At 72.9% G+C, this 21,932-nt stretch carries 18 protein-coding genes and 1 pseudogene; 15 read left to right on the forward strand and 4 right to left on the reverse strand.

The genetic code is table 11. From position 1 onward, the window contains the following. Window positions 1–192, forward strand: a pseudogene (locus AAG827_RS18320) (cysteine methyltransferase); the annotation flags it as partial. 73 nt (window positions 193–265) lie between these two features. Here AAG827_RS18320 and AAG827_RS18325 read toward each other — a convergent pair. Then, window positions 266–2,680 (reverse strand): hypothetical protein, encoded by a 2,415-nt coding sequence (locus AAG827_RS18325; protein WP_341927658.1) that lies wholly within the window; start codon window positions 2,678–2,680, stop codon window positions 266–268. Window positions 2,681–3,182: 502 nt separating this feature from the next. Between AAG827_RS18325 and AAG827_RS18330 the strand changes: the two genes are divergently transcribed. The 9 genes from AAG827_RS18330 (at window position 3,183) to AAG827_RS18370 (ending at window position 15,537) form a co-directional block, all read left to right on the forward strand. Then, window positions 3,183–5,309, forward strand: a complete 2,127-nt coding sequence (locus AAG827_RS18330; protein WP_341927659.1) for an ATP-binding protein — start codon at window positions 3,183–3,185, stop codon at window positions 5,307–5,309. Beyond that, a complete protein-coding gene (locus tag AAG827_RS18335) occupies window positions 5,306–5,824 on the forward strand; it encodes a pyruvoyl-dependent arginine decarboxylase (RefSeq protein ID WP_341927660.1) in 519 nt (172 codons plus the stop codon). The genes AAG827_RS18330 and AAG827_RS18335 overlap by 4 nt, the downstream gene beginning before the upstream one ends. Continuing rightward, on the forward strand, window positions 5,814–6,389 hold the full coding sequence (locus AAG827_RS18340; RefSeq protein WP_341927661.1) for a hypothetical protein: 576 nt from the start codon (window positions 5,814–5,816) through the stop codon (window positions 6,387–6,389). Before AAG827_RS18335 ends, AAG827_RS18340 begins: the two co-directional genes overlap by 11 nt. Window positions 6,390–6,397: 8 nt before the next feature. After that, entirely contained in the window at window positions 6,398–6,766 is a 369-nt protein-coding gene (locus AAG827_RS18345; protein WP_341927662.1) for a response regulator, read from the forward strand. A gap of 50 nt (window positions 6,767–6,816) precedes the next feature. Beyond that, the gene (locus AAG827_RS18350; protein WP_341927663.1) at window positions 6,817–7,611 is read left to right on the forward strand and encodes a GNAT family N-acetyltransferase; all 795 of its coding nucleotides are present in this window, start codon (window positions 6,817–6,819) and stop codon (window positions 7,609–7,611) included. Between the two features lie 66 nt (window positions 7,612–7,677). Continuing rightward, window positions 7,678–8,343 carry a lysophospholipid acyltransferase family protein gene (locus AAG827_RS18355; protein WP_341927674.1) on the forward strand — a complete coding sequence of 222 codons (666 nt, stop codon included), beginning with the start codon at window positions 7,678–7,680 and terminating at the stop codon, window positions 8,341–8,343. Window positions 8,344–8,449: 106 nt separating this feature from the next. After that, window positions 8,450–8,938, forward strand: a complete 489-nt coding sequence (locus AAG827_RS18360) for a GNAT family N-acetyltransferase (protein ID WP_341927664.1) — start codon at window positions 8,450–8,452, stop codon at window positions 8,936–8,938. A 138-nt stretch (window positions 8,939–9,076) separates the two neighbouring features. Continuing rightward, the gene (locus tag AAG827_RS18365; RefSeq protein WP_341927665.1) at window positions 9,077–12,325 is read left to right on the forward strand and encodes an ATP-dependent DNA helicase; all 3,249 of its coding nucleotides are present in this window, start codon (window positions 9,077–9,079) and stop codon (window positions 12,323–12,325) included. Continuing rightward, the gene (locus AAG827_RS18370) at window positions 12,322–15,537 is read left to right on the forward strand and encodes a UvrD-helicase domain-containing protein (RefSeq protein ID WP_341927666.1); all 3,216 of its coding nucleotides are present in this window, start codon (window positions 12,322–12,324) and stop codon (window positions 15,535–15,537) included. Before AAG827_RS18365 ends, AAG827_RS18370 begins: the two co-directional genes overlap by 4 nt. Here AAG827_RS18370 and AAG827_RS18375 read toward each other — a convergent pair. Both AAG827_RS18375 and deoD read right to left on the reverse strand, forming a co-directional pair. After that, entirely contained in the window at window positions 15,527–16,576 is a 1,050-nt protein-coding gene (locus AAG827_RS18375; RefSeq protein WP_341927667.1) for an FAD-dependent oxidoreductase, read from the reverse strand. The genes AAG827_RS18370 and AAG827_RS18375 overlap by 11 nt on opposite strands. Window positions 16,577–16,604: 28 nt before the next feature. After that, the gene (gene deoD, locus AAG827_RS18380; RefSeq protein ID WP_341927668.1) at window positions 16,605–17,339 is read right to left on the reverse strand and encodes a purine-nucleoside phosphorylase; all 735 of its coding nucleotides are present in this window, start codon (window positions 17,337–17,339) and stop codon (window positions 16,605–16,607) included. 31 nt (window positions 17,340–17,370) lie between these two features. Here deoD and nudC point away from each other — a divergent pair, with 31 nt between their 5' ends. Continuing rightward, window positions 17,371–18,282, forward strand: coding sequence for an NAD(+) diphosphatase (gene nudC / locus AAG827_RS18385; protein ID WP_341927669.1), 912 nt, complete (start codon window positions 17,371–17,373; stop codon window positions 18,280–18,282). A gap of 61 nt (window positions 18,283–18,343) precedes the next feature. On the opposite strand, the gene AAG827_RS18390 is transcribed toward nudC, so the two are convergent. Continuing rightward, window positions 18,344–18,586, reverse strand: coding sequence for a mycoredoxin (locus AAG827_RS18390; RefSeq protein ID WP_341927670.1), 243 nt, complete (start codon window positions 18,584–18,586; stop codon window positions 18,344–18,346). A 74-nt stretch (window positions 18,587–18,660) separates the two neighbouring features. On the opposite strand from AAG827_RS18390, the gene AAG827_RS18395 reads away from it, so the two are divergent. The 4 genes from AAG827_RS18395 (at window position 18,661) to AAG827_RS18410 (ending at window position 21,869) form a co-directional block, all read left to right on the forward strand. Further along, window positions 18,661–20,718, forward strand: coding sequence for an ATP-dependent DNA helicase UvrD2 (locus tag AAG827_RS18395; protein ID WP_341927671.1), 2,058 nt, complete (start codon window positions 18,661–18,663; stop codon window positions 20,716–20,718). Between the two features lie 196 nt (window positions 20,719–20,914). Beyond that, window positions 20,915–21,142: a hypothetical protein gene (locus tag AAG827_RS18400; RefSeq protein ID WP_341927672.1), complete on the forward strand. Its 228-nt coding sequence runs from the start codon at window positions 20,915–20,917 to the stop codon at window positions 21,140–21,142. 140 nt (window positions 21,143–21,282) lie between these two features. Further along, the gene (locus AAG827_RS18405) at window positions 21,283–21,624 is read left to right on the forward strand and encodes a WhiB family transcriptional regulator (protein WP_341927673.1); all 342 of its coding nucleotides are present in this window, start codon (window positions 21,283–21,285) and stop codon (window positions 21,622–21,624) included. A 47-nt stretch (window positions 21,625–21,671) separates the two neighbouring features. Further along, window positions 21,672–21,869 (forward strand): hypothetical protein, encoded by a 198-nt coding sequence (locus AAG827_RS18410; protein WP_309648089.1) that lies wholly within the window; start codon window positions 21,672–21,674, stop codon window positions 21,867–21,869. Window positions 21,870–21,932: the final 63 nt, after the last annotated feature.

Consider the following 21,932-nt stretch of genomic DNA (forward strand, 5'->3'; position numbering starts at 1 on the left):
CGGCAGGTCGGTGCATGCCTGTCGCGCCACGGCGGGCCCGTGCCGTGGTGGCGGGTGGTGCGCAGCAACGGGTCCTTGCCGCCGAGCCACCACGACGAGGCGCGTCAGGCCTACCTCGAGGAGGGCACCCCGCTGCGCCGCTCGGGCAGCGTCGACATCGCCGCGGCCTTCTGGTCTCCGGCCGCCCGGTGACAGGTGTGCGCCGAGTCGGCGCGATGGTGCAGCCTGGAGCCCTGCAACATTGCGCCGACTCGGCGTCGGGTCCTCAGCGCAGCCGCTCGAGGTAGGTCGCGGCCTGGTGCAGCTCACGGAGCCGACGCTCCCAGGTCACGCCCACCACGGTCAGGACGGTGCCGGCCAGGCCGATGACGACCCACTGCGGCGTCTGGTGTGCGTAGGGCGCCAGCTCGCGCAGCGCCAGCAGCCCGCCGACCACGGCGCCGACGACCAGCGGCGCGCTCCAGCGCAGCCGGGCGCCGAGCAGGGCGAGCCCGAGGCACGCAGCACCGAGCAGGAGCGCCCGGAGCGAGACCGGGTCACCGGCCAGCACCCACAGCAGCGACGGGACCGTGGCGAGCACCAGGCCGGGGCTGAGCGTGGCAGTGCTGGCGGCCTCGGGCACGGTGCGGAGGCGGTGCAGACCCAGGAGCACCAGAGCGGCAGCGGTCGGCAGGGTGTAGGCCTCGGGTGCCTCGACCCCCAGGTCGGCGAGCCGGACCCAGGTGGCGGCGGCGAGCAGGAGGCCGCCGACCCACCCCAGCGGGCGGCGCGAGGTGTGGACGAGGCTGGTGGCGGTGACCAGCGCGCCGGCCACGGTGAGGTGGACGGCCAGTGCGGTGGGCTCGTCGACGGCTGCGACCACCGACAGCACGGCCGCCGTGGCGCCGGCGAGCGCCGCCGAGGCCTCCAGCTCCACGCGGGGACGGGCGATCGCGAGCAGGCCCACGACCACGAGGACCGGCACGGCACGCAGGACCGTGTCGACGGCGGCGAGGTCCGCGGCGGACCACATGGTTGCTGCGAGAGCGACCGGGAGGGTGACGCCGCCCAGCAGGTCGGCCTCGGGGAACCGGCCCCGGAGCAGCACGCCCGTCGCGGCCAGCGTCAGCAGGGCCAGGGTGCCGGTCAGGAGCGCCGGCGAGGGCAGCGAGGCCACGACCGCGGCGAGGAGGACGGCCCCGCCGAGGACCGCACGGACGGTGCCCACGAGAGCCTCGGCGCGCAGGCCGTCGCCCATGAGGGCGGCACCGACCACGGCGGTGGCGACGACCACGGTCCACAGCGGCACCGCGAAGAGGGCGAGGGTGGCGACGGCGGTGACGACGAGCGCCAGAGGCGCGACGGTGCGTGCGACGACCCGCTGGAGGCGCGGCGCGGCGACGGCGAGAAGCAGGAGCAGGGCGACCGTGGCGGGCACGAGCAGGGTCGGGTGCACCAGTGCTTCCTCGTCGGACAGACGGAGGTCCTGACCCTCGACCAGGAGCACGCGGATGCCGGCGTCGAGGAGGAGGGCTGCGGCGACGATGGCCACCGGGAGCGCGGCGAGCGCCGCGGGGACGAGGGTGACGACGGACCAGACGCGGGGCAGGAGGCGTGCGGCGGCGGTGGCGGCGAGGAGCACGCCGAGGGCGACGGCGGTCGCGGTCGTCAGCGGCTCGTCGAAGGCCGGTGCGGTCAGGATCCCGGTCGTGAGGACGGTGGCAGCGGTGAGGCAGGTGGCCGCCAGCTCGTGGCGACGGTCGAGCACCAGCGGCAGGAGGAGCAGCGCTGCGGCGACGAGGACGCCCCCACCGGTGCCGCCCCACACCCCGGCGAAGGTGATGACGCCGTCGACCTCGAGGCTGTCGAGCGAGGAGACCAGCAGGTCGAACCACGCGAAGCCGGCGCCGACCAACGCGGCCCAGGGGAGCACGGTGCGCCGGGTCGTGCGACCCACGAGCGCGAGGGCGGCGAACGCGAGGACGGCGAACGTCGGGACGAGGAGGTCCTGTCCGTCGACCACACCGTCCGCGCCGGCCCAGGCGAGGCCGAGCCCCAGGGCGGCGGCCAGCTGCGGGACGACCAGGCGGGTGGGGGTGAGGGCCAGTCCCAGCGAGACGGAGCCGAGCACGCCGCCGACCACGGCGACGAGACCCGCGATCGACAGGTCACCGAGCCAGCCCGCGCTGTCGGCGCCGACCACGTCGAGGGTCAGCAGGCCGAGCGCGACGACGGTCAGCGCCTCGCCTGCCACGCGGAGCCCGCGCCCGGCGAGCCAGGCGCCCGTGCCGCCGCTGATGGCGGTGAGCGCGACCAGGACCGTCGTACGCCCCTCGATGCCGAGCCAGGACCAGGCGACGGCGAGGAAGATGACGGCGGCCACGAGCAGGCAGGTGGCGCCGAGGCCGAGCAGGACCTGGGGGACCGACGCCGCGCGCAGGCCCGTACGACGCGGCGAGGGCGCTGCGGCCGGCATCGGGGCGACCGGGGGGACCATCGAGCCGCCGGCGCTCACGGCGACGGGGCGGGTCGCGACGGCGCGCAGCTGGCCCAGCAGGTCGTCGGCGCGCGTGAGGGTGCGCAGCAGCTCGCCGGCGAGCGGGTGGGTCAGGGGGAGGGCGCAGGACCGACAGGTGTCGGCGCCGAGGGGGATCGGCGTGTGGCAGTCGGGGCAGGCGAAGGGATCGGCGTAACGCGTCATGCGCCCATCAGACGCTCCTGGGGCGCCAGGGGCCATGGTCCTTCGGCTCAGGGTGCCTAGGCGTTCGTACTCAGCTCGGCCAGCCAGGTCATGGACGATCACCTGTGGAGAACCAGGCGCGATCTGTGCATGACCAGGGCCGACCTTGTGGAGGACCGGCCCTCTTCCGGTGGAACCAGGAGAATGTCTCGTCCACCCCTTGTGCCGGGCGTCACACCGGGCGTAGAACTGTCCCACGCACTCCCCCCGGGGAGAGCGGGACAGCTCGGAGACGAGGGTCCAGACGACGGAGAACCGGCTCGCCCGGGGACCTGTCGCGGCAGTCGGGTGATGCGCCTGCCGGGGCCGGAGATGACGAGCAGTCGATCGCGAGCATCACCGAGACCGATCACCCAGAAGGGCCCTTGTGACTCATACTCACGAGGGCCCTTCGCCTATGCCCGGGAGTCCTCCCCGGGCGTCCCCCGGTCGAGACGATCCGCTCTGCGGTACCTTCCGGGGCATGGAGAGGGTTCGGGGCCTGGCCGCGCAGAAGCGCGCGTTCCGGATCGTGCTGCCCGCGTCCCTCGCCGCTGTCGTCGGTTTCGGGCTGCTCCTCGAGGTGCGTGACCCGACCGACCTGAGCGCCGCGGTGAGCGGCGTCGGACTCCTGGTCGCCGGCCTCTTCACCCTCCTCGCCTGCGCTACGCGCACCCGGCGTACGAGGGGACGCCGCCGGCGCTCCTGGCTGCTGCTGACCAGCGCGGCCATCGTCGCCGTCGCCGGCAACGTGTGGTCGACCGTCGTGGGTGCCGACCCGGTGACCGCCCCGAGCGTCGTGGGCGAGACCACCATCGGGGTGGCACTGCTGCTCTCGATCGTCGGCGTCCTGAACTTCCCCACGACCCGGCGGCGCGGGGTCGACCAGGTGCTGTTGTCCCTGGACGGCTTCGTCGCCGCGGCCGCCGTGCTCGTGATGTCGTCGGTGCTGGTCTACGACGAGCTCATCGGCTCGGCCTCCGGCAACCTCTCGGCACGTGCGGTCGACCTGGCCTTCCCCGTGCTCGACGTCGTGCTCGCCACGGTCGCCGTCCTGCTGGTGCTGCGCGGCAGCGGCGCCGACCGGCTGCCGCTGGCCCTGATCGCCAGCGGCTTCGTGATGTACGCCGTCGGTGACCTGACCTTCGCCGTGCGTGCCGCTCAGGAGACCTTTGAGTTCGGCACGGTGCTCGACCTCGGCTGGATCACCGGCTACGTCCTCATCGGGCTCGCAGCGTGCTTCCCCAGCACCACCCAGGACGCACCCGAGACCACCCACGAGACCGACGCGACCGATGCCTGGGGCACGGCCCTCGTCGTGACGGCCTTCCTGGTGGCCGGTGTGGTGCAGGTGGCCGCCGGTGAGGGCCGGCTCGAGCGACCGCAGGCGGTCCTGTGGCTCGTGCTCATCGTCTCCGCCGGAGCTCGGCAGGCGCTGCTCGCCCGCGACAACGCCCAGCTGCGCCGTGGCCTGGAGCGCCGGGTTGCCGAGCAGACCACCGACCTGCGGCGACTCGCGCGCCAGACCGAGGTGCTCCTGACCTCGGTCGGCGACGGCATCTACGGCGTCGACGTCGACGGCCGGGTCACCTTCATCAACCCCTCGGGTGCGGCCGCCCTGGGTCACCGCGCCGACGACCTGCTCGGTCGCCACGCCCACGACCACTTCCACGGCCCCGATCCCGAGGGGCTGCCCTACCCGTGGAGCGGCTGCTACGTCACGGAGGCCATCTCGGGCATCGTGACCAACGCCGAGGAGGACAGCTACGTCCGCGCGGACGGGACGGCCTTCCCCGTCGAGATCACCGCGAGCCCCGTGGTCGACGAGGACCTCGTGCAGGGCGCCGTGGTGGTCTTCCGCGACGTCACGCAGCGTCGTGAGGTCGACCGGATGAAGAACGAGTTCCTCTCCGTGGTGAGCCACGAGCTGCGCACGCCGCTCACGTCGATCCGCGGCTCGCTGGGGCTGCTGGCCGGCGGGGTCCTCGGCGACCTCAGCACGAGCGCGCGATCGGTGCTGACGATCGCGGTGCAGAGCAGCGAGCGGCTGACACGGCTGATCGACGACGTCCTCGACCTCGAGCGCATCGAGTCCGGGACGCGAGCCATGGAGGTCGCCCGGATCGAGGCGGGTGATCTCGTGTCCGCAGCGGTGGCGCAGATCGACGGGCTGGCGCGCTCGATGAGCATCGAGGTCGAGATCGGCTCGTGCGTCGGTGCCGTCCGCGCTGACGAGGACCAGATCATCCAGACCCTGACCAACCTGCTCGGCAACGCCATCAAGTTCTCCGACGTGGGCGGCCGCGTCGTCGCCGACACCGTCCCCGAGGACGGCCCCGGAGCCAGGCGCGGCGAGGTCGTGTTCCGGGTGCGGGACGAGGGTCGGGGGATCCCCGCCGACAAGCTGGACGCGATCTTCGAGCGCTTCGAGCAGGTCGACTCCTCCGATGCCCGCGTCAAGGGCGGCACCGGCCTCGGGCTGGCCATCAGTCGCTCCATCGTCGAACGCCACGGTGGCCGGATCTGGGCCGAGAGCTCGCTCGGCCACGGCACCACCCTCTACTTCAGCCTGCCTCGCGCTGAGTCCCCCACGAAGGAGTCATCCGCGTGAACCGCGTCCCCTCCACGATCCCCGACGGCTTCGCCCCGGACATCACCGTCCGCCGCGGCAGCGGGGTCGGGCGGACAGCCCTGGCCGCCTTCGACCGGGCCCTGCTCGACGCCGGGGTGTCCAACTTCAACCTCATCCCGTTGTCGTCGGTCATCCCTCCGGGCAGTGCCGTCCGGCTCGAGAGGGACGCCCTCGGCGGTGTGCACGGGGACCGGCTCTACTGCGTGCTGTCCGCGGCCCACGCGGAGCAGCCGGGGGAGATCGTCTGGGCCGGGCTCGGCTGGGTCCGCGACCCCGACACCGGGGCGGGGCTCTTCGTGGAGCACCACGCGGGCAGCGAGGAGTCCCTGCTCGAGATGATCACCTTGACCCTCACCGACATGGTCGACAGCAGGGGCGGAGGCTACGGCGAGGTGGAGACCATGGTGTCCTCGGCGCACTGCGTGGACCGGCCCGTCTGCGCCCTGGTCCTGGCCGCCTACTCGGTCGTCTCCTGGGGCGCCGATGCGCGCTGAGACCACGCACCGCCCGACGGTCACGATCGAGGAGAGCGTCGACGAGGAGACGGCCCACGACTACTTCGAGCTCTACCGCGCGACGTTCGGCGAGCTCGCGACCCGGGCGGTGGCGCGCCAGGTGCTGCACGAGTCGGAGTTCATGGAGGAGATGCGCGACCCGCGGGTGCACAAGTACGTCGCCCGCCTCGACGACCAGATCGTCGGCATCTCCACGCTGACCTCCGACCTCGAGACGGTGCCGTGGATCAGCCCGGACTACTTCGCGCACCACTACCCGGAGCACACCGCGCGCCGGGCGGTGTTCTACCTCGGCTTCACCCTCGTGCGCGCCGAGCACCGGCGCTCCCGGGTCTTCCAGGCCATGATCGAGCGCGTCGTCGAGCTCCTCGTCGCGAAGCGAGCGGTCTGCGCCTGGGACATCTGTGCGTTCAACGACGAGTCCCTGGGCTTCGGGGCCGCGATCGAGCACTTCCTCCACAGTCAGGCCGAGGTGACGGTCGAGAAGATCGACCGCCAGACCTACTACGCCGGCACCTTCGCCGGACCGGTGCGGCCGAGATGAACCCCGCGGTGCCCGTCGTGCTCGTCGTCGACGACGACGACTCCATCCGCGAGATCGCCCAGCTGTCCCTCGAGCTGGTGGGCGGGTGGCAGGTCCTCTCCGCCGACGGGGGCGCCTCCGCCCTGGAGCTGGCCGCCGAGCACCGTCCCCACGCGATCCTGCTGGACGTGATGATGCCGGTCATGGACGGCATCGAGACCTTCCACCGGCTCCGGGCCGACGAGCGGACCCAGGACATCCCCGTGATCCTCGTGACCGCCAAGCGCCAGGCCGACGAGCGTCAGGTCTGGGACGGTCTCCCGATCGCCGGGGTCATCCCCAAGCCCTTCGACCCCATGACCCTCGCCCGGCAGGTCTCGGCACTGCTGGACTGGTGAGTGCCGGTCGGCCGGCGCCCAGCATCGTGTCCCGGGGTGATGATGGGTGCATGACCCACGACCTGCTCGAGACCTACGACCGGCAGCTGCGCGGGGAGTCCGAGGTGATCGGCAGCAGCGCCTGGGACCAGGACGGGCCCGTGTGGCGAGCCACCTACGGCTTCGGCGGCATGGTCACCTACCGCTCGCTCGAGCACGTCGGAGGAGCCGAGCTCGACGCCCTGGTCCACCGCAGCGTGGGGCACTTCTTCGCGGACCCCGCCGTGGACTCGGTGGAGTGGAAGACCCGGTCGCACGACCTCACCGACGACCTCCACGGCCGGCTGCTCCGCGCCGGCTTCGAGCCGGAGGACGAGGAGACGATCATGCTCGGGGAGGCCGAGGCGCTGCTCGCCGCAGCCGTCGAGCCCCCCGCGGGGATCGTCGTACGACGGGTGGACCAGCTCGCCGACCGGGTCGCCCTGCTCGAGGCGGCCGCCGACATGCAGGTCAGCGTCTTCGGTCGTGGCGGCAGCGGGGCCGACCTCCTCGCGCGCGTCGAGCGCAGCGAGGGCCTCACGGAGGTCTGGGTCGCGGAGTCGTCCGACGGCGTGGTCGTCAGCGCGGGCCGGCTCGAGATCGTGCCCGGGACCGAGTGCGCCGGGCTGTGGGGCGGCGCGACCCTGCCGCAGTGGCGCGGTCGGGGGATCTACCGGGCGTTGACGGGCGCACGGGCCGCGTCGGCGATGGCGCGCGGCGTGCGCTACCTGCACAGCGACTGCACCGAGATGTCGCGGCCGATCCTGGAGCGCTCCGGCCTGCGCCGGGTCACCACGTCCACGCCGTACGTCCGGCGGCGACCGTGAGCCGGGGCGGACGGCCCGCAGGGCGAATCGGCTGACCGGCCGGTAACCAGCACACTGGGCGGCGTGATGTACCACGTGCTGCACACCGTCGTCCCGCCGCTGGCCAAGGCCGTGTGGCGTCCGACGGTGCACGGCCTCGAGCACGTCCCCACCAGCGGTGGCGTGATCCTCGCCAGCAACCACCTCAGCTTCGCCGACTCGATGATCATCCCGATCGTCGCTCCACGGCCCGTGGCGTTCCTCGCCAAATCCGACTACTTCACCGGCACCGGCGTCCGGGGTGCGCTCCAGCGCGGCTGGTTCGAGGGGCTCGGGATGCTGCCCGTCGACCGCGACGACTCCAAGGCCGCGATCGCCAGCCTGGACACGGCGCTGGGGGTGCTGGGGCGTGGTGGTGCCTTCGGCATCTACCCCGAGGGCACCCGCTCGCGCGACGGCCGGCTCTACCGCGGGCGCACCGGCGTCGCGCACCTCGCGCTGACCGCGGGCGTGCCCGTCGTGCCCGTCGGGCTGATCGGCACCGAGCGGCTCCAGCCCGTGGGCGCTCGGTTCCCCACGCTGGCCCGGGTCACGGTCTCCTTCGGTGAGCCGATCCAGGTGGCCGGTCGCTTCGAGGGCGTCCCGCTCGGGCGGGCCCGCCGTGAGGTGACCGACGAGATCATGGCCGCGATCCAGGGGCTCACCGGCCAGGAGCCCGCCGGGGTCTACAACGAGCGGACCGTCGAGGCCTGATCTGCTGGGATCGAGCCATTCTCGGTCGTGATCGAGCCCGGCGGTCCGGACGGCGGTCCGGACGGCGACGCTCTGGGCACTTTCCGGGGGACCTACGCTGCTGCGCGTGAGCGACCTCGTGCTGCGACCGGCAACCCCTGACGATGTCGAGGCGGTGGCCGCCATCTGGGACACCGGCTGGCACGACGGCCATGACGGACACGTCCCCGACGAGCTCACGGCCGTGCGCACGCCGGAGTCCTTCCGGACCCGCACCGCCGACCGGGTGGCGCAGACGAGCGTCGCGGTGGTCGACGGCGTCGTGGCCGGCTTCGTGGTCGTCCACGACGACGAGCTCGAGCAGGTCTTCGTCGATCGGCGGCATCGCGGCACGGGCGTGGCGCAGGCGCTCATGGCCCAGGGCGTGCGGCACATCGCTGACGCCGGCCACGACCGTGCCTGGCTGGTCGCGGCGGCCGGCAACGCCCGAGCCCGTCGGTTCTACGAGCGCGAGGGGTGGGTGGACGAGGGGCTCGTCGACTACGCCGCCGAGGGCCCCGACGGTCCCATCCTGGTGCCCAACCACCGCTACGTGCTGGCCGTCGAGCTCGCCTGACGTCCGCCGAGGGGCACCGGCCGTGGGACGTCATACGGATCGTGGAGTCGCCTGCTCGGCTCGCATGACGTCCCGCAGCCAGCGGGCTTCCCGAGGTCGTCGCCCTGCACTGTCGGCGCCGTGTGATGAGGTGGCCTCGTGCCGCCGTCGACCTACCACCTCGTCCGCCCCGACACGCGTGTCGTGGTGCCCGAGCTCGACGAGCACCAGCAGCAGGTGGTGGACCACCCGGGCGGCCCGCTGCTGGTGCTGGCCGGGCCCGGCACCGGCAAGACCACGACCCTGGTCGAGGCGATCGTGCGGCGGGTCGAGGACGGCGCGCGACCCGACGAGGTCCTGGCGCTGACCTTCTCGCGCAAGGCCGCCGAGCAGCTCCGTGACCGGGTCACCGCCCGCCTGGGGCGCACCATGGCGACCAGCCTGTGCGCGACGTTCCACTCCTTCGCCTACGGTCTCGTGCGGCGCTACGCCCCGGCCGAGATCTACGCCGCCCCGCTGCGCCTGCTCTCCGCGCCCGAGCAGGACGTCGTGCTCCGCGAGCTCCTCACCGACCACCCCGAGTCGGTGACCTGGCCAGAGTCGCTCCACCGGGCGCTGGGCACGCGCGGCTTCGCCCGCGAGGTCAACGCCGTGCTCTCGCGGGCCCGCGAGAAGGGCAAGGACGGCGCCGACCTCCGGGCGCTGGGGGAGGAGCACGACCTTCCTGAGCTCATCGCCGCAGGGCTCTTCCTCGAGCAATACCTCACCAACCTCGACTACGTCGGCGCGACCGACTACGCCGACCTCATCCGCCGCGCCACCATCGAGGCCGCCGAGCACCGCGACGAGCTGCGCGCCGCCTACCGCCACGTCTTCGTCGACGAATACCAGGACACCGACCCCGGCCAGGTCGCCCTGCTGCGCCAGCTCGCCGGCGACGGCCGCGACCTCACCGTGGTGGGCGATCCCCACCAGTCGATCTACGGCTTCCGCGGCGCCGAGGTGCGCGGCATCCTCGACTTCCCCGCCGACTTCCCGAAGGCCGACGGCGAGCGCGCCGACGTCGTGGCGCTGCGCACGACGCGTCGCTTCGGACCGCACCTGCTCCTCGCCTCCCAACGGGTCGCCTCGCGCCTGGCCCTGCCGGGCTCGATCCCCGAGGCGGCCAAGCTCGCCTTCCTCGAGCCCCGGGCCGACGCCCCCGGCATCGGCAACGGCAAGGTGCTGGTCCGCACCTTCGACACCGACCGGGCCGAGGCCGAGCACCTCGCCGACCTGCTCCGCCGGGCCCATCTCGAGGACGGCATCGCCTGGGACGACATGGCGGTGCTCGTGCGCTCGGGTCGGACGTCGATCCCGCCTCTGCGCCGGGCGCTCGGCGCCGCCGGCGTGCCCGTCGAGGTCGCCAGCGACGAGGTGCCGCTGGTCCGCGACCCCGCCGTGCTGCCGCTGATCGACGCGATGTCGGCCGTGGTCAACCTCGACAACGACGACCCCGACCACGTCGCCTACGTCCATCCCACCCGCGCCGAGGCGCTGCTGCTGAGCCCGCTGGGCGGCCTCGACTCGGGCGACGTACGACGCCTGGCCCGAGCGCTGCGCACCCGCGCCAAGGAGCAGGCCCACGCCGAGGGCACCTCGCCTGCTCCGTCGCGCGACCTGGTCCGCCGCGCGGTCGTCGACCCGACGTTCCTCGACGGGCTGCACGGCCCCGAGATCACGCGTGCACGTGCGCTCGGTGACCTGCTGGCCAGTGGCCGTGAGGCGCTGGACGAGGGCGCGTCGGCCGAGGAGGTCCTCTGGCACCTGTGGTCCGGGACCGGCTGGCCCGCTCGGCTGCGCCGGGCGGTGGAGATCGGTGGTGGTGCAGCCCGTCGTGCCCACCGAGACCTCGACTCCGTCTGCGCGCTCTTCGACGTCGTGGCGCGCTCCGAGGAGCAGCGGGTCCACCTGGGCGTCCCCGACCTCCTCGCCACGCTCACCGCGCAGCAGATCCCGGCCGACACCCTGGCCGAGCGCGGTGCCCGCGGCGCGTCGGTGCGGCTGCTGACGGCGCACCGGTCCAAGGGGCTCGAGTGGCGCCTGGTCGTCATCGCCCACGTCCAGCAGGACGCCTGGCCCGACCTGCGTCGCCGCACGACCCTGCTCCAGGCCGACCGCATCGGCACCGGCGGGCTCGTGCCGCCGGTGAGCACGCGCGAGCTCCTGCTCGAGGAGCGTCGGCTCTTCTACGTCGCCTGCACCCGGGCCCGCGAGCGCCTGGTGGTGACCGCGGTCGAGTCGCCCGACGACGACGGTGAGCAGCCGTCGCGCTTCCTGGAGGAGCTCGGGGTCGGCGACGTCGCCCACGTCGTCGGACGCCCCGCCCGACCGCTCTCCATGGGCGGCCTCGTCGGTGAGCTGAGGCGCACCCTCGCCGACCCGGAGACCCCGGAACCGTTGCGTGACGCCGCGGCGCGGCGCCTGGCCCGGCTCGCGGGGGAGACCGTCGGCACCAGGCCCCTGGTGCCGCAGGCCGACCCCGCCTCCTGGTGGGGCACCCGCGCCGCGTCACGGTCGGTGCAGCCCGTGCGCGACCCGGACCAGCCGGTGCCGGTCTCCGCGAGCGTGCTCGAGTCGCTGATGGTCTGCCCCACCCAGTGGTTCCTCGAGCGGGAGGCCGGCGGCGTCGCGCGGGCCCACCAGTCGGCCAACCTCGGTCAGCTGCTCCACGCCCTCGCGGAGCGCGTCGCCTCCGGGGAGATCCCGGCCGGCCCGGGCGACACCGACCTGCTGATGACCCACGTCGACGACGTCTGGGACCGGCTCGAGTTCCGCACGCCGTGGTCCAAGGCCCGCGAGCACGAGCGGGTGCGGTCTGCCCTCGCGCGCTTCCTGCAGTGGCACCACGCCAACAGCCGCACCCTGCTGGCCACCGAGCAGCCCTTCCGGGCGGTCGTGACCCTGGGGGCCGAGGGCGAAGAGCCCGTCGAGGTGGAGCTGACCGGCTACGCCGACCGCGTCGAGCTCGACGCCGACGGCTCGGTCGTCGTCGTCGACCTCAAGACCGGTCGCAACAAGCCCAGCGACAAGTCCGTCGAGCAGCACGTCCAGCTCGGCCTCTACCAGTACGCCGTCGACCGGGGTGCCGTCGACGACCTGCTCCCCGAGGGGAGCACCGCCAGGGCCGGTGGTGCCGAGCTGGTCCAGCTGGGCATCCTCGACGACTCCGCCGCGGCCGCCGTGCAGACGCAGGACCCCCAGGACGACCAGGGTCCCTATCGCGGAGCCCTGCGCCACGAGCTGGTCCGGGCAGCCGAGCTGCTGCGCACGGAGCGCTTCCCGGCCGTGGCGGGCACGCAGTGCCGCGACTGCTCGTTCGTCCCGATCTGCCCCATCAAGAGCGCCGGGTCGGTGACCGACCAGTGACGGGCACCGCGCCGCTGCGGATCGAGACGCCGCAGGACCTCCAGGCGGTCATGAAGACGCCCTACGCGCCCAGCGAGCAGCAGTGGGCGGCGATCTCCGCGCCGCTGGCCCCCGCGGTCGTCATCGCCGGAGCAGGGTCGGGCAAGACCACGCTGATGGCGGCCCGGGTGGTCTACCTCGTGGTCACCGGCCAGGTCCGGCCCGAGGAGGTCCTCGGCCTCACGTTCACGACCAAGGCCGCCAGCGAGCTGCGTCGCAAGATCCGCGACGCCCTCGTGGCCGCGGGCGCCCTCGACACCACCCGTGGTCCGGCCGGAGCCGACGGCGACGCCGAGGAGCCGGTCGAGCCGACGGTGCTGACCTACAACGCCTACGCCGCCAACCTGCTCACCGAGCACGGCCTGCGCATCGGCCACGAGCCCGACACCCGGGTGATCACCGACGCCGCGCGCTACCAGCTCGGCGCCCGGGTCGTCGACCGCTTCACCGGCGAGGTCGTCCACCTCACCGACCACCCGGCCACCGCCATCCAGAACCTCCTCGCCCTCGACGGTGCGATGAGCGAGCACCTGCGCAGTGCCGACGACGTGCGAGTGACCGACGCGGAGGCCCGCCGGGGCTTCGAGCGTGCCATCGTCGAGGAGCGCGCCGGCAAGGACCGCAAGGGTCATCGCGAGGCCTGTGAGAAGGCCATCTCCGCGATCGACCGGCGCGCCGAGCTGCTGCAGCTCGTCGCCGGCTACCGCCGCCTCAAGCGCGACCTGGGCCTCATGGACTTCTCCGACCAGATCGAGCTTGGTGCCCGGCTCGCCGACGACCAGCCGGAGGTCGGCTCCGCCGAGCGGGCGAAGTTCAAGGTGGTCCTGCTCGACGAATACCAGGACACCTCGGTCGCCCAGGCCACGATGCTGTCGCGGCTCTTCTCCGGGCCCGACCCGGCGACCGGCCTGGGCCACGCCGTCACGGCGGTCGGTGACCCCAACCAGGCGATCTACGGCTGGCGCGGGGCCTCGGTCTCCAACATCTTGAACTTCGACCAGACCTTCCCCGCAGCCTCCGGGACCTGCCCGACCTACCACCTCACCGTCAGCCGTCGCTCCGACCAGCGGATCCTCGAGGTCGCCAACCGACTGGCCGCGCCGCTCTACGCCGCCTACGACCAGGTCGAGCCGCTGCTGGCCGCGCCCGAGGCCCAGCGCGGCACCGTGACGACCGCGGTGTTCGAGACCCACGCCGAGGAGCTCGACCACCTGGTCTCGGCGGTGCAGCTGGCCCACACGGGAGCATGGTCCGACATCGGCGTGCTCACGCGCGACAACGCGCACGCCGAGGACGTCTTCGACGCCCTCACCCGCGCCTCGGTCCCCGTGGAGATCGTCGGGCTGTCCGGGCTGCTGCGCCTGCCCGAGGTGGCCGAGGTCGTCGCGACGCTGCACCTGCTCCACGACGTCACCTGCAACGCCGCCATGCTCACGCTGCTCACCGGGCCGCGCTGGGCGATCGGTCCGCGTGACCTGCGCCTGCTGAGCCGTCGGGCCCAGGAGCTCGCGGGTCGCCACCTGCGACGGGCGGAGTCACCGTCGATCGGTGAGCAGCTGGTCGAGATCGCCGACGGCATCGACCCGGCGGAGATCCCGGCCCTCGACGACGCGCTCGCCGACCCGGGGGAGGCGCCCTTCTCCTCGGAGGCCCGGGAACGCTTCGCGCTGCTCGCCGGCGAGCTGCGCCAGCTGCGCACCCACGTCGGCGAGCCGCTGCTCGACGTCGTGCGCCGGATCCTCGAGACGACCGGGGTCGACGTCGAGCTGGCCTCCGCGGTGAGTCCCGCTGCTTCCGCTCGACGTGACAACCTCGACCTCTTCGTCAAGGCGGTGGCCGACTTCCAGGCCGTCGACGGCGACGTGACCCTTCCGGCCCTCCTGGCCTACCTGACGGCCGAGGACGACCAGGGCAACGGCCTCGACATCGCGACCCCCAGCGAGGCCGACTCGGTCAAGCTGCTCACCGTCCACCGCGCCAAGGGCCTCGAGTGGGCCTCGGTCTTCCTCGTAGGGGTGTGCGAGACCCGCTTCCCCTCCAACCGCTCGCGCACCCTGTGGACGTCGTCGCCGTCGGTGCTGCCGGCGCCCCTGCGCGGTGACGCCGCCGACCTGCCCCAGCTGCAGGGCTCCGACAAGGCCGCCCTCGACGCCTACCGCGCCGCCACCCGGGCGCACGACGCCGAGGAGGAGCTCCGGCTGGGCTACGTCGCCTTCACCCGGGCCGCGCACCTGCTCTCGGTCACCTCCTACTGCTGGGCCACCCGTGCGACCCCCTACGGTCCCTCCGACTACCAGCGGGTCGTGCGCGAGCAGCTCGAGGCGTGGGACGAGCCGGTCGAGCGCTGGCGCGACAAGCCGGTCAAGGGCGACCCCAACCCCTACGACGCCGTCGACCCCGCGCGGCCGTGGCCACCGACCGAGCGGGGGGTCGAGGCCCGGCTCCGGCTCGACGCCGCTGCCCGTGTCCTGGCCGCCGATCCCGAGGCGCTCGACGAGGGCCTCGACATGGTCGAGGCCGCGCAGGTCGCCGACTGGGACGCCGAGATCGACCGGCTGCTCGTGGAGGCCCGGCAGGACCGCGCCACCGACGTGGCGGTGCCATTGCCGTCCAGCCTGTCGGCCACGGCACTCGCGCGGCTGCGGGACGACGCCGACGCCTTCGCCCGCGACCTGGCCCGCCCGATGCCGCGACAGCCGTCGCCGGCCGCCCGGTTCGGCACCCGGTTCCACGCGTGGGTCGAGGCGCGCTTCGGCCAGCAGTCGCTGCTGGACCCCGACGAGCTCTCGGGTCGTGGTGATGCCGACGTGACCGACGACGCCGAGCTGGCCGAGCTGGTCGAGCTCTTCGAGAAGGGCCTCTTCGCCGACCGGGTCCCGCACGTCGTGGAGCCTGCCTTCGCGCTGGTCCTCGACGGCCAGGTGGTCCGGGGGCGCATCGACGCCGTCTACGCCGAGCCGGGTGGGGGCTTCCTCGTCGTCGACTGGAAGACCAGCCGCAGCCATGACGCCGACCCGTTGCAGCTCGCCGTCTACAGGCTCGCCTGGGCCGAGCTGCACGGCGTCCCCCTGGAGAAGGTGCGTGCCGGCTTCTACTACGTCCGCAGCGGCCGGCTCGTCGAGCCGCCCGACCTGCCCGGCCGCGAGCTCCTGGAGCAGCTGCTCAGGCCGTAGCCGCCGCTTCGTCGTCCAGCCAGGCGGCGACGCCGCGTGCCGCCGTCCGTCCCGCACGGTTGGCGCCGATCGTGCTCGCCGACGGGCCGTAGCCCACGAGCTGCACGCGGGGGTCCACGACCGCGGTGGTGCCGTCGAGCTGGATCCCGCCGTGGGGGCTGCGCAGGCGCAGGGGAGCAAGGTGACCGACGGCCGGGCGGAAGCCGGTCGCCCACAGGATCACGTCGACCGGCGAGGTCGAACCGTCGGCCCACCGGACGCCGTGCGACTCGATGGCGACGAACATCGCTCGGCGCTCGTAGGCCCCCAGCAGGGAGGCTTCGCGCTCCTGCTCGCGCAGTGCGAGCCCGGTGACGCTGACGACGCTGGCGGGTGGGAGACCGCGTCGCACGCGGTCCTCGACGAGCGCCACGGCTGCTCGCCCGACCTCGGGGGTGAAGTCGTCGGTGCGCCACACCGGTGGGCGTCGGGTGACCCACAGCGTGTCGGTCACGGGCGCGATCTCCCCGAGCAGCTGCACCGCCGACGCACCCCCACCGACGACGAGGGTCCGCCGGCCGCGGAAGTGCTCGGGACCGGGGTAGTCGGCCGTGTGCAGCTGCTCCCCACGGAAGGTCGTGATGCCGGGGTAGTGCGGGACGAACGGGTGGCTCCACGTGCCGGTCGCGTTGACCAGCGCCCGACTGGTCCAGGACCGGTCGCCGGCGTGGGTCACCAGCAGCCCGCCCTCGTCCTCGACCCGGTCCACTGCGACCGGCCGGACGACCGGGATGGCGTGCTCGCGCTCGTAGGCGGAGAAGTACGACGGCAGCACGGTGTTGGCGCGCAGCTCCGAGTCACCTGGTGCGGTCGAGCCGGGCAGCGCGGCGATCCCGTGCACGTCGTGCATGGCCAGCGAGTCCCAGCGGTGCTGCCACGCCCCACCCGGTGCTGCGTCGGCGTCGAGCACGACGTGGCTCAGTCCCAGACGGGCGAGGTGGAAGGCCGAGGACAGGCCCGCCTGCCCGGCACCGATGACCACCGCGTCGAGGATCTCCACGCCGGGCTCAACGCCGTGGGGCGTCCGGCTATGCCCCCGGGGCCAGGCCGGCCGTCAGCGCGATCTCGACCATCTCGCCGAAGGTCTGCTCGCGCTCGTGCGAGGACGTCTCCTCGCCGGTCACGATGTGGTCGGACACGGTGCAGATCGCCAGCGCGCGTCGCCCGTGCTTGGCGGCCAGCGTGTAGAGCGCGGCCGCCTCCATCTCGACGGCCAGCACGCCGTAGTCGACCATCCGCGCGGTGAGCTCGGGCCGCGCGGCGTAGAACGAGTCGCTGCTGAAGATCAATCCCACGTGCACGGCCGGACCGTCCTGCCCCCAGGTCGCGGCCCGGGCCTCGGCGGCGGCCGCCGCGTCGCGCAGCAGCCCGAAGTCGGCCACCGGGGCGTAGTCGAGGCCCTCGAAGGCGATCCGGTTCATCGACGAGTCGGTGCACGCGCCGGAGGCGATGACCAGGTCACGCACCGCCAGGCGCTCGGTCAGCGCTCCGCAGGAGCCGACCCGGATGACCGACGCCACGTCGTAGTCGGTGAACAGCTCGTTGACGTAGATCGCCAGCGACGGCTGACCCATCCCGCTGCCCTGCACCGAGACCGGCTGCCCCTGCCAGGTGCCGGTGAAGCCGAGCATCCCGCGCACCTGGGTGTAGCAGCGGGCGTCGTCGAGGAACGTCTCTGCGATCCACTGGGCGCGCAGCGGGTCGCCGGGCATCAGGACGAGCGGAGCGATGTCGCCGGGAGCGGCGCCGATGTGGGTGCTCATGCCTCATGACCCTAGGACTAACTTCGGGTCCGTGACTCATCCCCACCTCCGTCTCTCGACGCCTGCCCACGACCGCTCCGGCCTGCGCCGCAAGGACGACGCCTGGCTGGACGAGCGCTGGTCCGACCCGCGCACGCGGGTGCTCGTGGTGTCCGGGACGCGCGTGCGTCCGCGCGACGGCGCGATCGAGTGGACCAGCCCCGAGCAGGCGCCCGACGGCGTGCGGGTGCTGCTGGGCGAGCGTGACGACGACACGTGGTTCGCGCTCATCGCCGACGGTGGCCCGGCCCAGGCCGAGCAGGGGGAGTGGTTCCCGCTGCGGGGGCTGCTGCCGGCCCTCGCCGGCGGCTCGACCGACGTGGCGCCGCTGGTCTTCCACGCCCTCGGGCTCGCCGAGTGGCACTGGGCGACCCGCTTCTGCCCGCGCTGCGGGGGCGCGCTCGTCCCCGCAGCGGCCGGCCACGAGCTGCACTGCGCGCAGTGCGGCAAGCCGCAGTTCCCCCGCACCGACCCCGCGGTCATCATGCTCGTGACCTCGGGCGAGCCCGGAAGCGACGACGAGCGCTGCCTGCTGGGCCGGCAGTCGGTCTGGCCCGAGGGCCGCTTCTCCACCCTGGCCGGCTTCTGCGAGCCGGGGGAGACCCTCGAGGACGCCGTACGCCGTGAGGTCGCCGAGGAGGTCGGCGTCCGGGTCGGCGCCGTCACCTACTTCGGCAACCAGCCCTGGCCGCTGCCGGCGAGCCTGATGCTCGGGATGATCGGCCGCGCCGAGTCGACCACGATCGAGGTCGACCGGGACGAGATCGAGGAGGCGGCGTGGTTCACCCGCGCCGAGATGCGCGAGCAGGCCGAGGCCGGCACGCTCGTGCTGCCCGGGGGCGTCTCGATCAGCCGGTCACTGATCGAGCACTGGTACGGCGGCCCGCTCCCCGGCAGCTGGTGAGTCCGCTAGGGCCGGGGAGTACGAGCGCAGCGAGTACTCCCCATGGAACGACGAAGTCGTTTCACAGGGAGGCGACCTTCTCCTTGACCTGGGCCAGGGACGGGTTGGTCTGGGCGGTGCCGTCGGAGTAGACCAGGGTCGGCACCGTCTGGTTGCCATTGTTGGCAGACTCGACGATCAGGGCTGCTTCGGGCTGCTGCTCGATGTCGACGATGTCGTAGGTGATCCCCTCACGGTCGAGCTGGCTCTTGAGCCGGTGGCAGTAGCCGCACCAGGGGGTCGTGTACATCGTGAAGCTGCTCATCTGGGACTGTCGCCTCCGCCGTCTAGGGTCTTGTTCACCCGATCCAACCACCTCGCACCAGGAGTTGTTCCACGATGTCGCCCGACACCGAGAGGGGCGCCGACCGCGCCCCCGACCTGCTCGCCGCGCTCGACCCCGAGCAGCGCCGGGTGGCCGAGACGCTGCGCGGTCCGGTGCGGGTCCTCGCCGGTGCCGGGACGGGCAAGACCCGGGCGATCACCCACCGCATTGCCCACGGCGTCCACAGTGGCGTCTACGCGCCGTCGGAGGTCCTGGCGGTCACCTTCACCACCCGCGCGGCGGGGGAGATGCGAGGGCGGCTGCGGCAGCTCGGTGCGGGCGCTGTCCAGGCACGCACCTTCCACTCGGCCGCCCTGCGCCAGCTGCGCTACTTCTGGCCCCACGTCCACGGCACCGAGCTGCCGAGCATCATCGAGTCCAAGATCGGCCTGCTCGCCACGGCCGCGCGTCGTCAGCGGCTCAACGCCGACCAGGCGCTGCTGCGCGACCTGGCCTCCGAGGTCGAGTGGGCCAAGGTCAGCAACGTCCAGCCCGACGACTACGCCCGCATCGCCGAGCAGCGCGGGCGCTCGGTGACCGGGCAGGCTCCCGACGCGGTGGGTCGGGTGTTCGCCGCCTACGAGGAGGTCAAGCGCGACCAGGGCCGCATGGACATGGAGGACGTGCTGCTCCTCACCGCCGGCATCCTGGCCGAGGACGAGCGCGTCGCCGCCCAGGTGCGTCGGCAGTACAAATGGTTCGTCGTCGACGAGTTCCAGGACGTCTCGCCCCTCCAGTCGGCGCTGCTCGACCTCTGGCTCGGCGGACGCGACGAGATCTGTGTCGTCGGTGACCCGGCGCAGACGATCTACTCCTTCGCCGGCGCCAACGCCGACTACCTCACCGGCTTCACCGCCAAGTTCCCCCAGGCCACCTCGATCGAGCTGGTCCGCAACTACCGCTCCACCCCGCAGATCGTCACCGCCGCCAACACCCTGCTCGCCCGCTCGACCAGCAAGGGCGTCGAGCTGCGGGCCCAGCGACCGGCCGGTCCCGCCGTGACCTACACCCCCGCCCCCGACGAGGTCGCCGAGGCGCAGAAGATCGCCGGGCGCATCCAGGCCCTGCGTGACCAGGGCCGCCCGCTCTCCGAGGTCGCGGTGCTCTTCCGCATCAACGCGCAGTCCGAGGCCTACGAGGAGGCGCTGTCCGACCGCGCCATCCCCTACGTCATCCGGGGCGCGGCCCGCTTCTTCGACCGGCCCGAGGTTCGCGAGGCCGTCACCCGCATCCGCGGCACAGCCCGGTCGGGGGAGGCCGGCGACGACGGTCTCGTCGACACCGTGAAGGCGACCCTGGCCGGCATGGGCTGGACCGTCGAGGCCCCGGGCTCGCGCGGCCAGACCCGTGACCGCTGGGAGTCCTGGCAGGCCCTGGTCAGCCAGGCCGAGGAGTTCGCCCGCGCGGACGGCGCGACGCTGGGGGCCTTCGTCGACGACCTCGACCGCCGCGCCGCCGAGCAGCACGCCCCCGTCGCCGAGGGCGTCACCCTCGCCACCTTCCACGCCGCCAAGGGCCTCGAGTGGGACTCGGTCTTCCTCTGCGGGCTCCAGGACGGCACGCTCCCGATCACCTACGCCGACACCCCGGCCGCGATCGAGGAGGAGCGTCGCCTCCTCTACGTCGGCATGACGCGTGCCCGCATCGACCTCGCGCTCTCCTGGGCCCAGGCCCGCAACCCCGGGCAGGCCGCGCGTCGCAAGCCGTCGCGCTTCCTCGACCCGCTGCTGCCCGCCGAGTCCCGCGCCGAGCGGGCGACCCCGGCCGGTCGCAAGGTGGCCAGCTGTCGCGAGTGCGGCAAGCCGCTGCGCACCGGCCCCGAGAAGAAACGCGGCCGGTGCGCCGACTGCCCCGCCTCCTACGACGAGGCCCTGTTCGAGCGACTGCGCGAGTGGCGCAAGGAGCGGGCCGGCGACGACGAGGTGCCGGCGTTCGTGGTGTTCACCGATGCGACCCTCCAGCTGATCGCCGAGCACAAGCCACGCTCGGAGGCCGACCTGCTGAGCATCAGCGGGGTGGGGCCGTCCAAGATCGAGCGCTACGGCGACGACGTCCTCGCGTTGATGGACTAGCGAGAAGACCGGGCTCCGGCGGCTGCGGGAGCCCCTGAGAGGCCGTTCGAGAACGGGCCGGAAAGAAAATCTCAGAAATAGTCATAAAATCGTTTGCTCATGACATCGGGGGCGGGGTAACTTTCCGTCACCAAGCAAATCGCGCACCACGACCCTGACACGGTCGGCGCCCGAAGATCCGAAGGAGGTGGCCCGCATGATCACCAACATCATCACGACGTCCCCGTCCATCCAGACGACCGCGTCCGACTTTGGCATGCCCGTGTGCGGCCACGTCGTCCTCGGCACCACCTGGGTGACGGGCCAGCGCGCTGTCGATCGCCGCGTCCCGGTCATCGCACGTCTGCGCGCCGTCGCACCCCAGGGACACATGGGCCTCGTCGCCTACGTCCCGGGAGTCCACGCCTGGAGTCCACCCGTCTGAGCTAGCAACCAGACCGGCACCTCCAGGCCGCGGAATCCCACCCAGGGATCCGCGGCCTTTGTGTTTCTCGCACCCAGGCCCCAGATCTCGCACCGCACCAATCTGCACCGCGATCAGGTCACCGAGAAGGAGGTGAAATGATGACCATCAGCGTTCTCGACCGCACTGCTGGGGCTCTCTCGGAGAGCGAGCAGCCTGACCTGTCCCTGGGTCTGCTGCACGACCAGGCCGGTCACGTCGACCACGACCTGCTGCCCTGCCGGGTGAACGACCCCGAGCTGTGGTTCGCAGAGTCACCGAGCGACGTGGAGTTCGCCAAGGCCCTCTGCCAGGACTGTCCCGTCCAGGCACTGTGCCTCAGCGGAGCTCTCGACCGGCGTGAGCCCTGGGGCGTCTGGGGAGGTGAGCTGTTCCTGCAAGGAGCAGTGATCCCCCGCAAGCGTCCCCGTGGACGGCCCCGCAAGAACGAGGCGGCCGCGTAAGCGTCCGCCATCCCGACCAGCGCACCTTCTCGGAGCACACCCCTCACATGACCCTCTTCCTGAACCGGAGCACCGACATGAGTCACTTGATGCACGAAGACCTGGCCCGCGCACAGATGAGCGCGCGCCTGGGAGAGGCGCAGCAGTTGCGCAGGGGCAACCGTGTTGCCCGTGCCGCCCGGCTCAGCCGCAAGGCTGAGCGGGCAGCGCAGCAGGCCCGCCTCGCCCTCGCTCGCGCTCTGTAGGACCCAGGGTGATCGACCCCGATCACCCTCACCCTGATCGCGGGTGACCACGGGAGCCGGGCA

It is taken from the genome of Nocardioides psychrotolerans (assembly GCF_943371775.1).
Classification (GTDB): domain Bacteria; phylum Actinomycetota; class Actinomycetes; order Propionibacteriales; family Nocardioidaceae; genus Nocardioides; species Nocardioides psychrotolerans_A.

What these genes read in the sequence shown, in the direction of transcription:
- AAG827_RS18325 (WP_341927658.1), bottom strand. Translation starts at nt 2,680, where the DNA reads ATGACGCGTTACGCCGATCCCTTCGCCTGCCCCGACTGCCACACGCCG.
- AAG827_RS18330 (WP_341927659.1), top strand. Translation starts at nt 3,183, where the DNA reads ATGGAGAGGGTTCGGGGCCTGGCCGCGCAGAAGCGCGCGTTCCGGATC.
- AAG827_RS18340 (WP_341927661.1), top strand. Translation starts at nt 5,814, where the DNA reads ATGCGCGCTGAGACCACGCACCGCCCGACGGTCACGATCGAGGAGAGC.
- AAG827_RS18350 (WP_341927663.1), top strand. Translation starts at nt 6,817, where the DNA reads ATGACCCACGACCTGCTCGAGACCTACGACCGGCAGCTGCGCGGGGAG.
- AAG827_RS18355 (WP_341927674.1), top strand. Translation starts at nt 7,678, where the DNA reads ATGTACCACGTGCTGCACACCGTCGTCCCGCCGCTGGCCAAGGCCGTG.
- deoD (WP_341927668.1), bottom strand. Translation starts at nt 17,339, where the DNA reads ATGAGCACCCACATCGGCGCCGCTCCCGGCGACATCGCTCCGCTCGTC.
- AAG827_RS18390 (WP_341927670.1), bottom strand. Translation starts at nt 18,586, where the DNA reads ATGAGCAGCTTCACGATGTACACGACCCCCTGGTGCGGCTACTGCCAC.
- AAG827_RS18395 (WP_341927671.1), top strand. Translation starts at nt 18,661, where the DNA reads ATGTCGCCCGACACCGAGAGGGGCGCCGACCGCGCCCCCGACCTGCTC.
- AAG827_RS18400 (WP_341927672.1), top strand. Translation starts at nt 20,915, where the DNA reads ATGATCACCAACATCATCACGACGTCCCCGTCCATCCAGACGACCGCG.
- AAG827_RS18405 (WP_341927673.1), top strand. Translation starts at nt 21,283, where the DNA reads ATGACCATCAGCGTTCTCGACCGCACTGCTGGGGCTCTCTCGGAGAGC.
- AAG827_RS18410 (WP_309648089.1), top strand. Translation starts at nt 21,672, where the DNA reads ATGACCCTCTTCCTGAACCGGAGCACCGACATGAGTCACTTGATGCAC.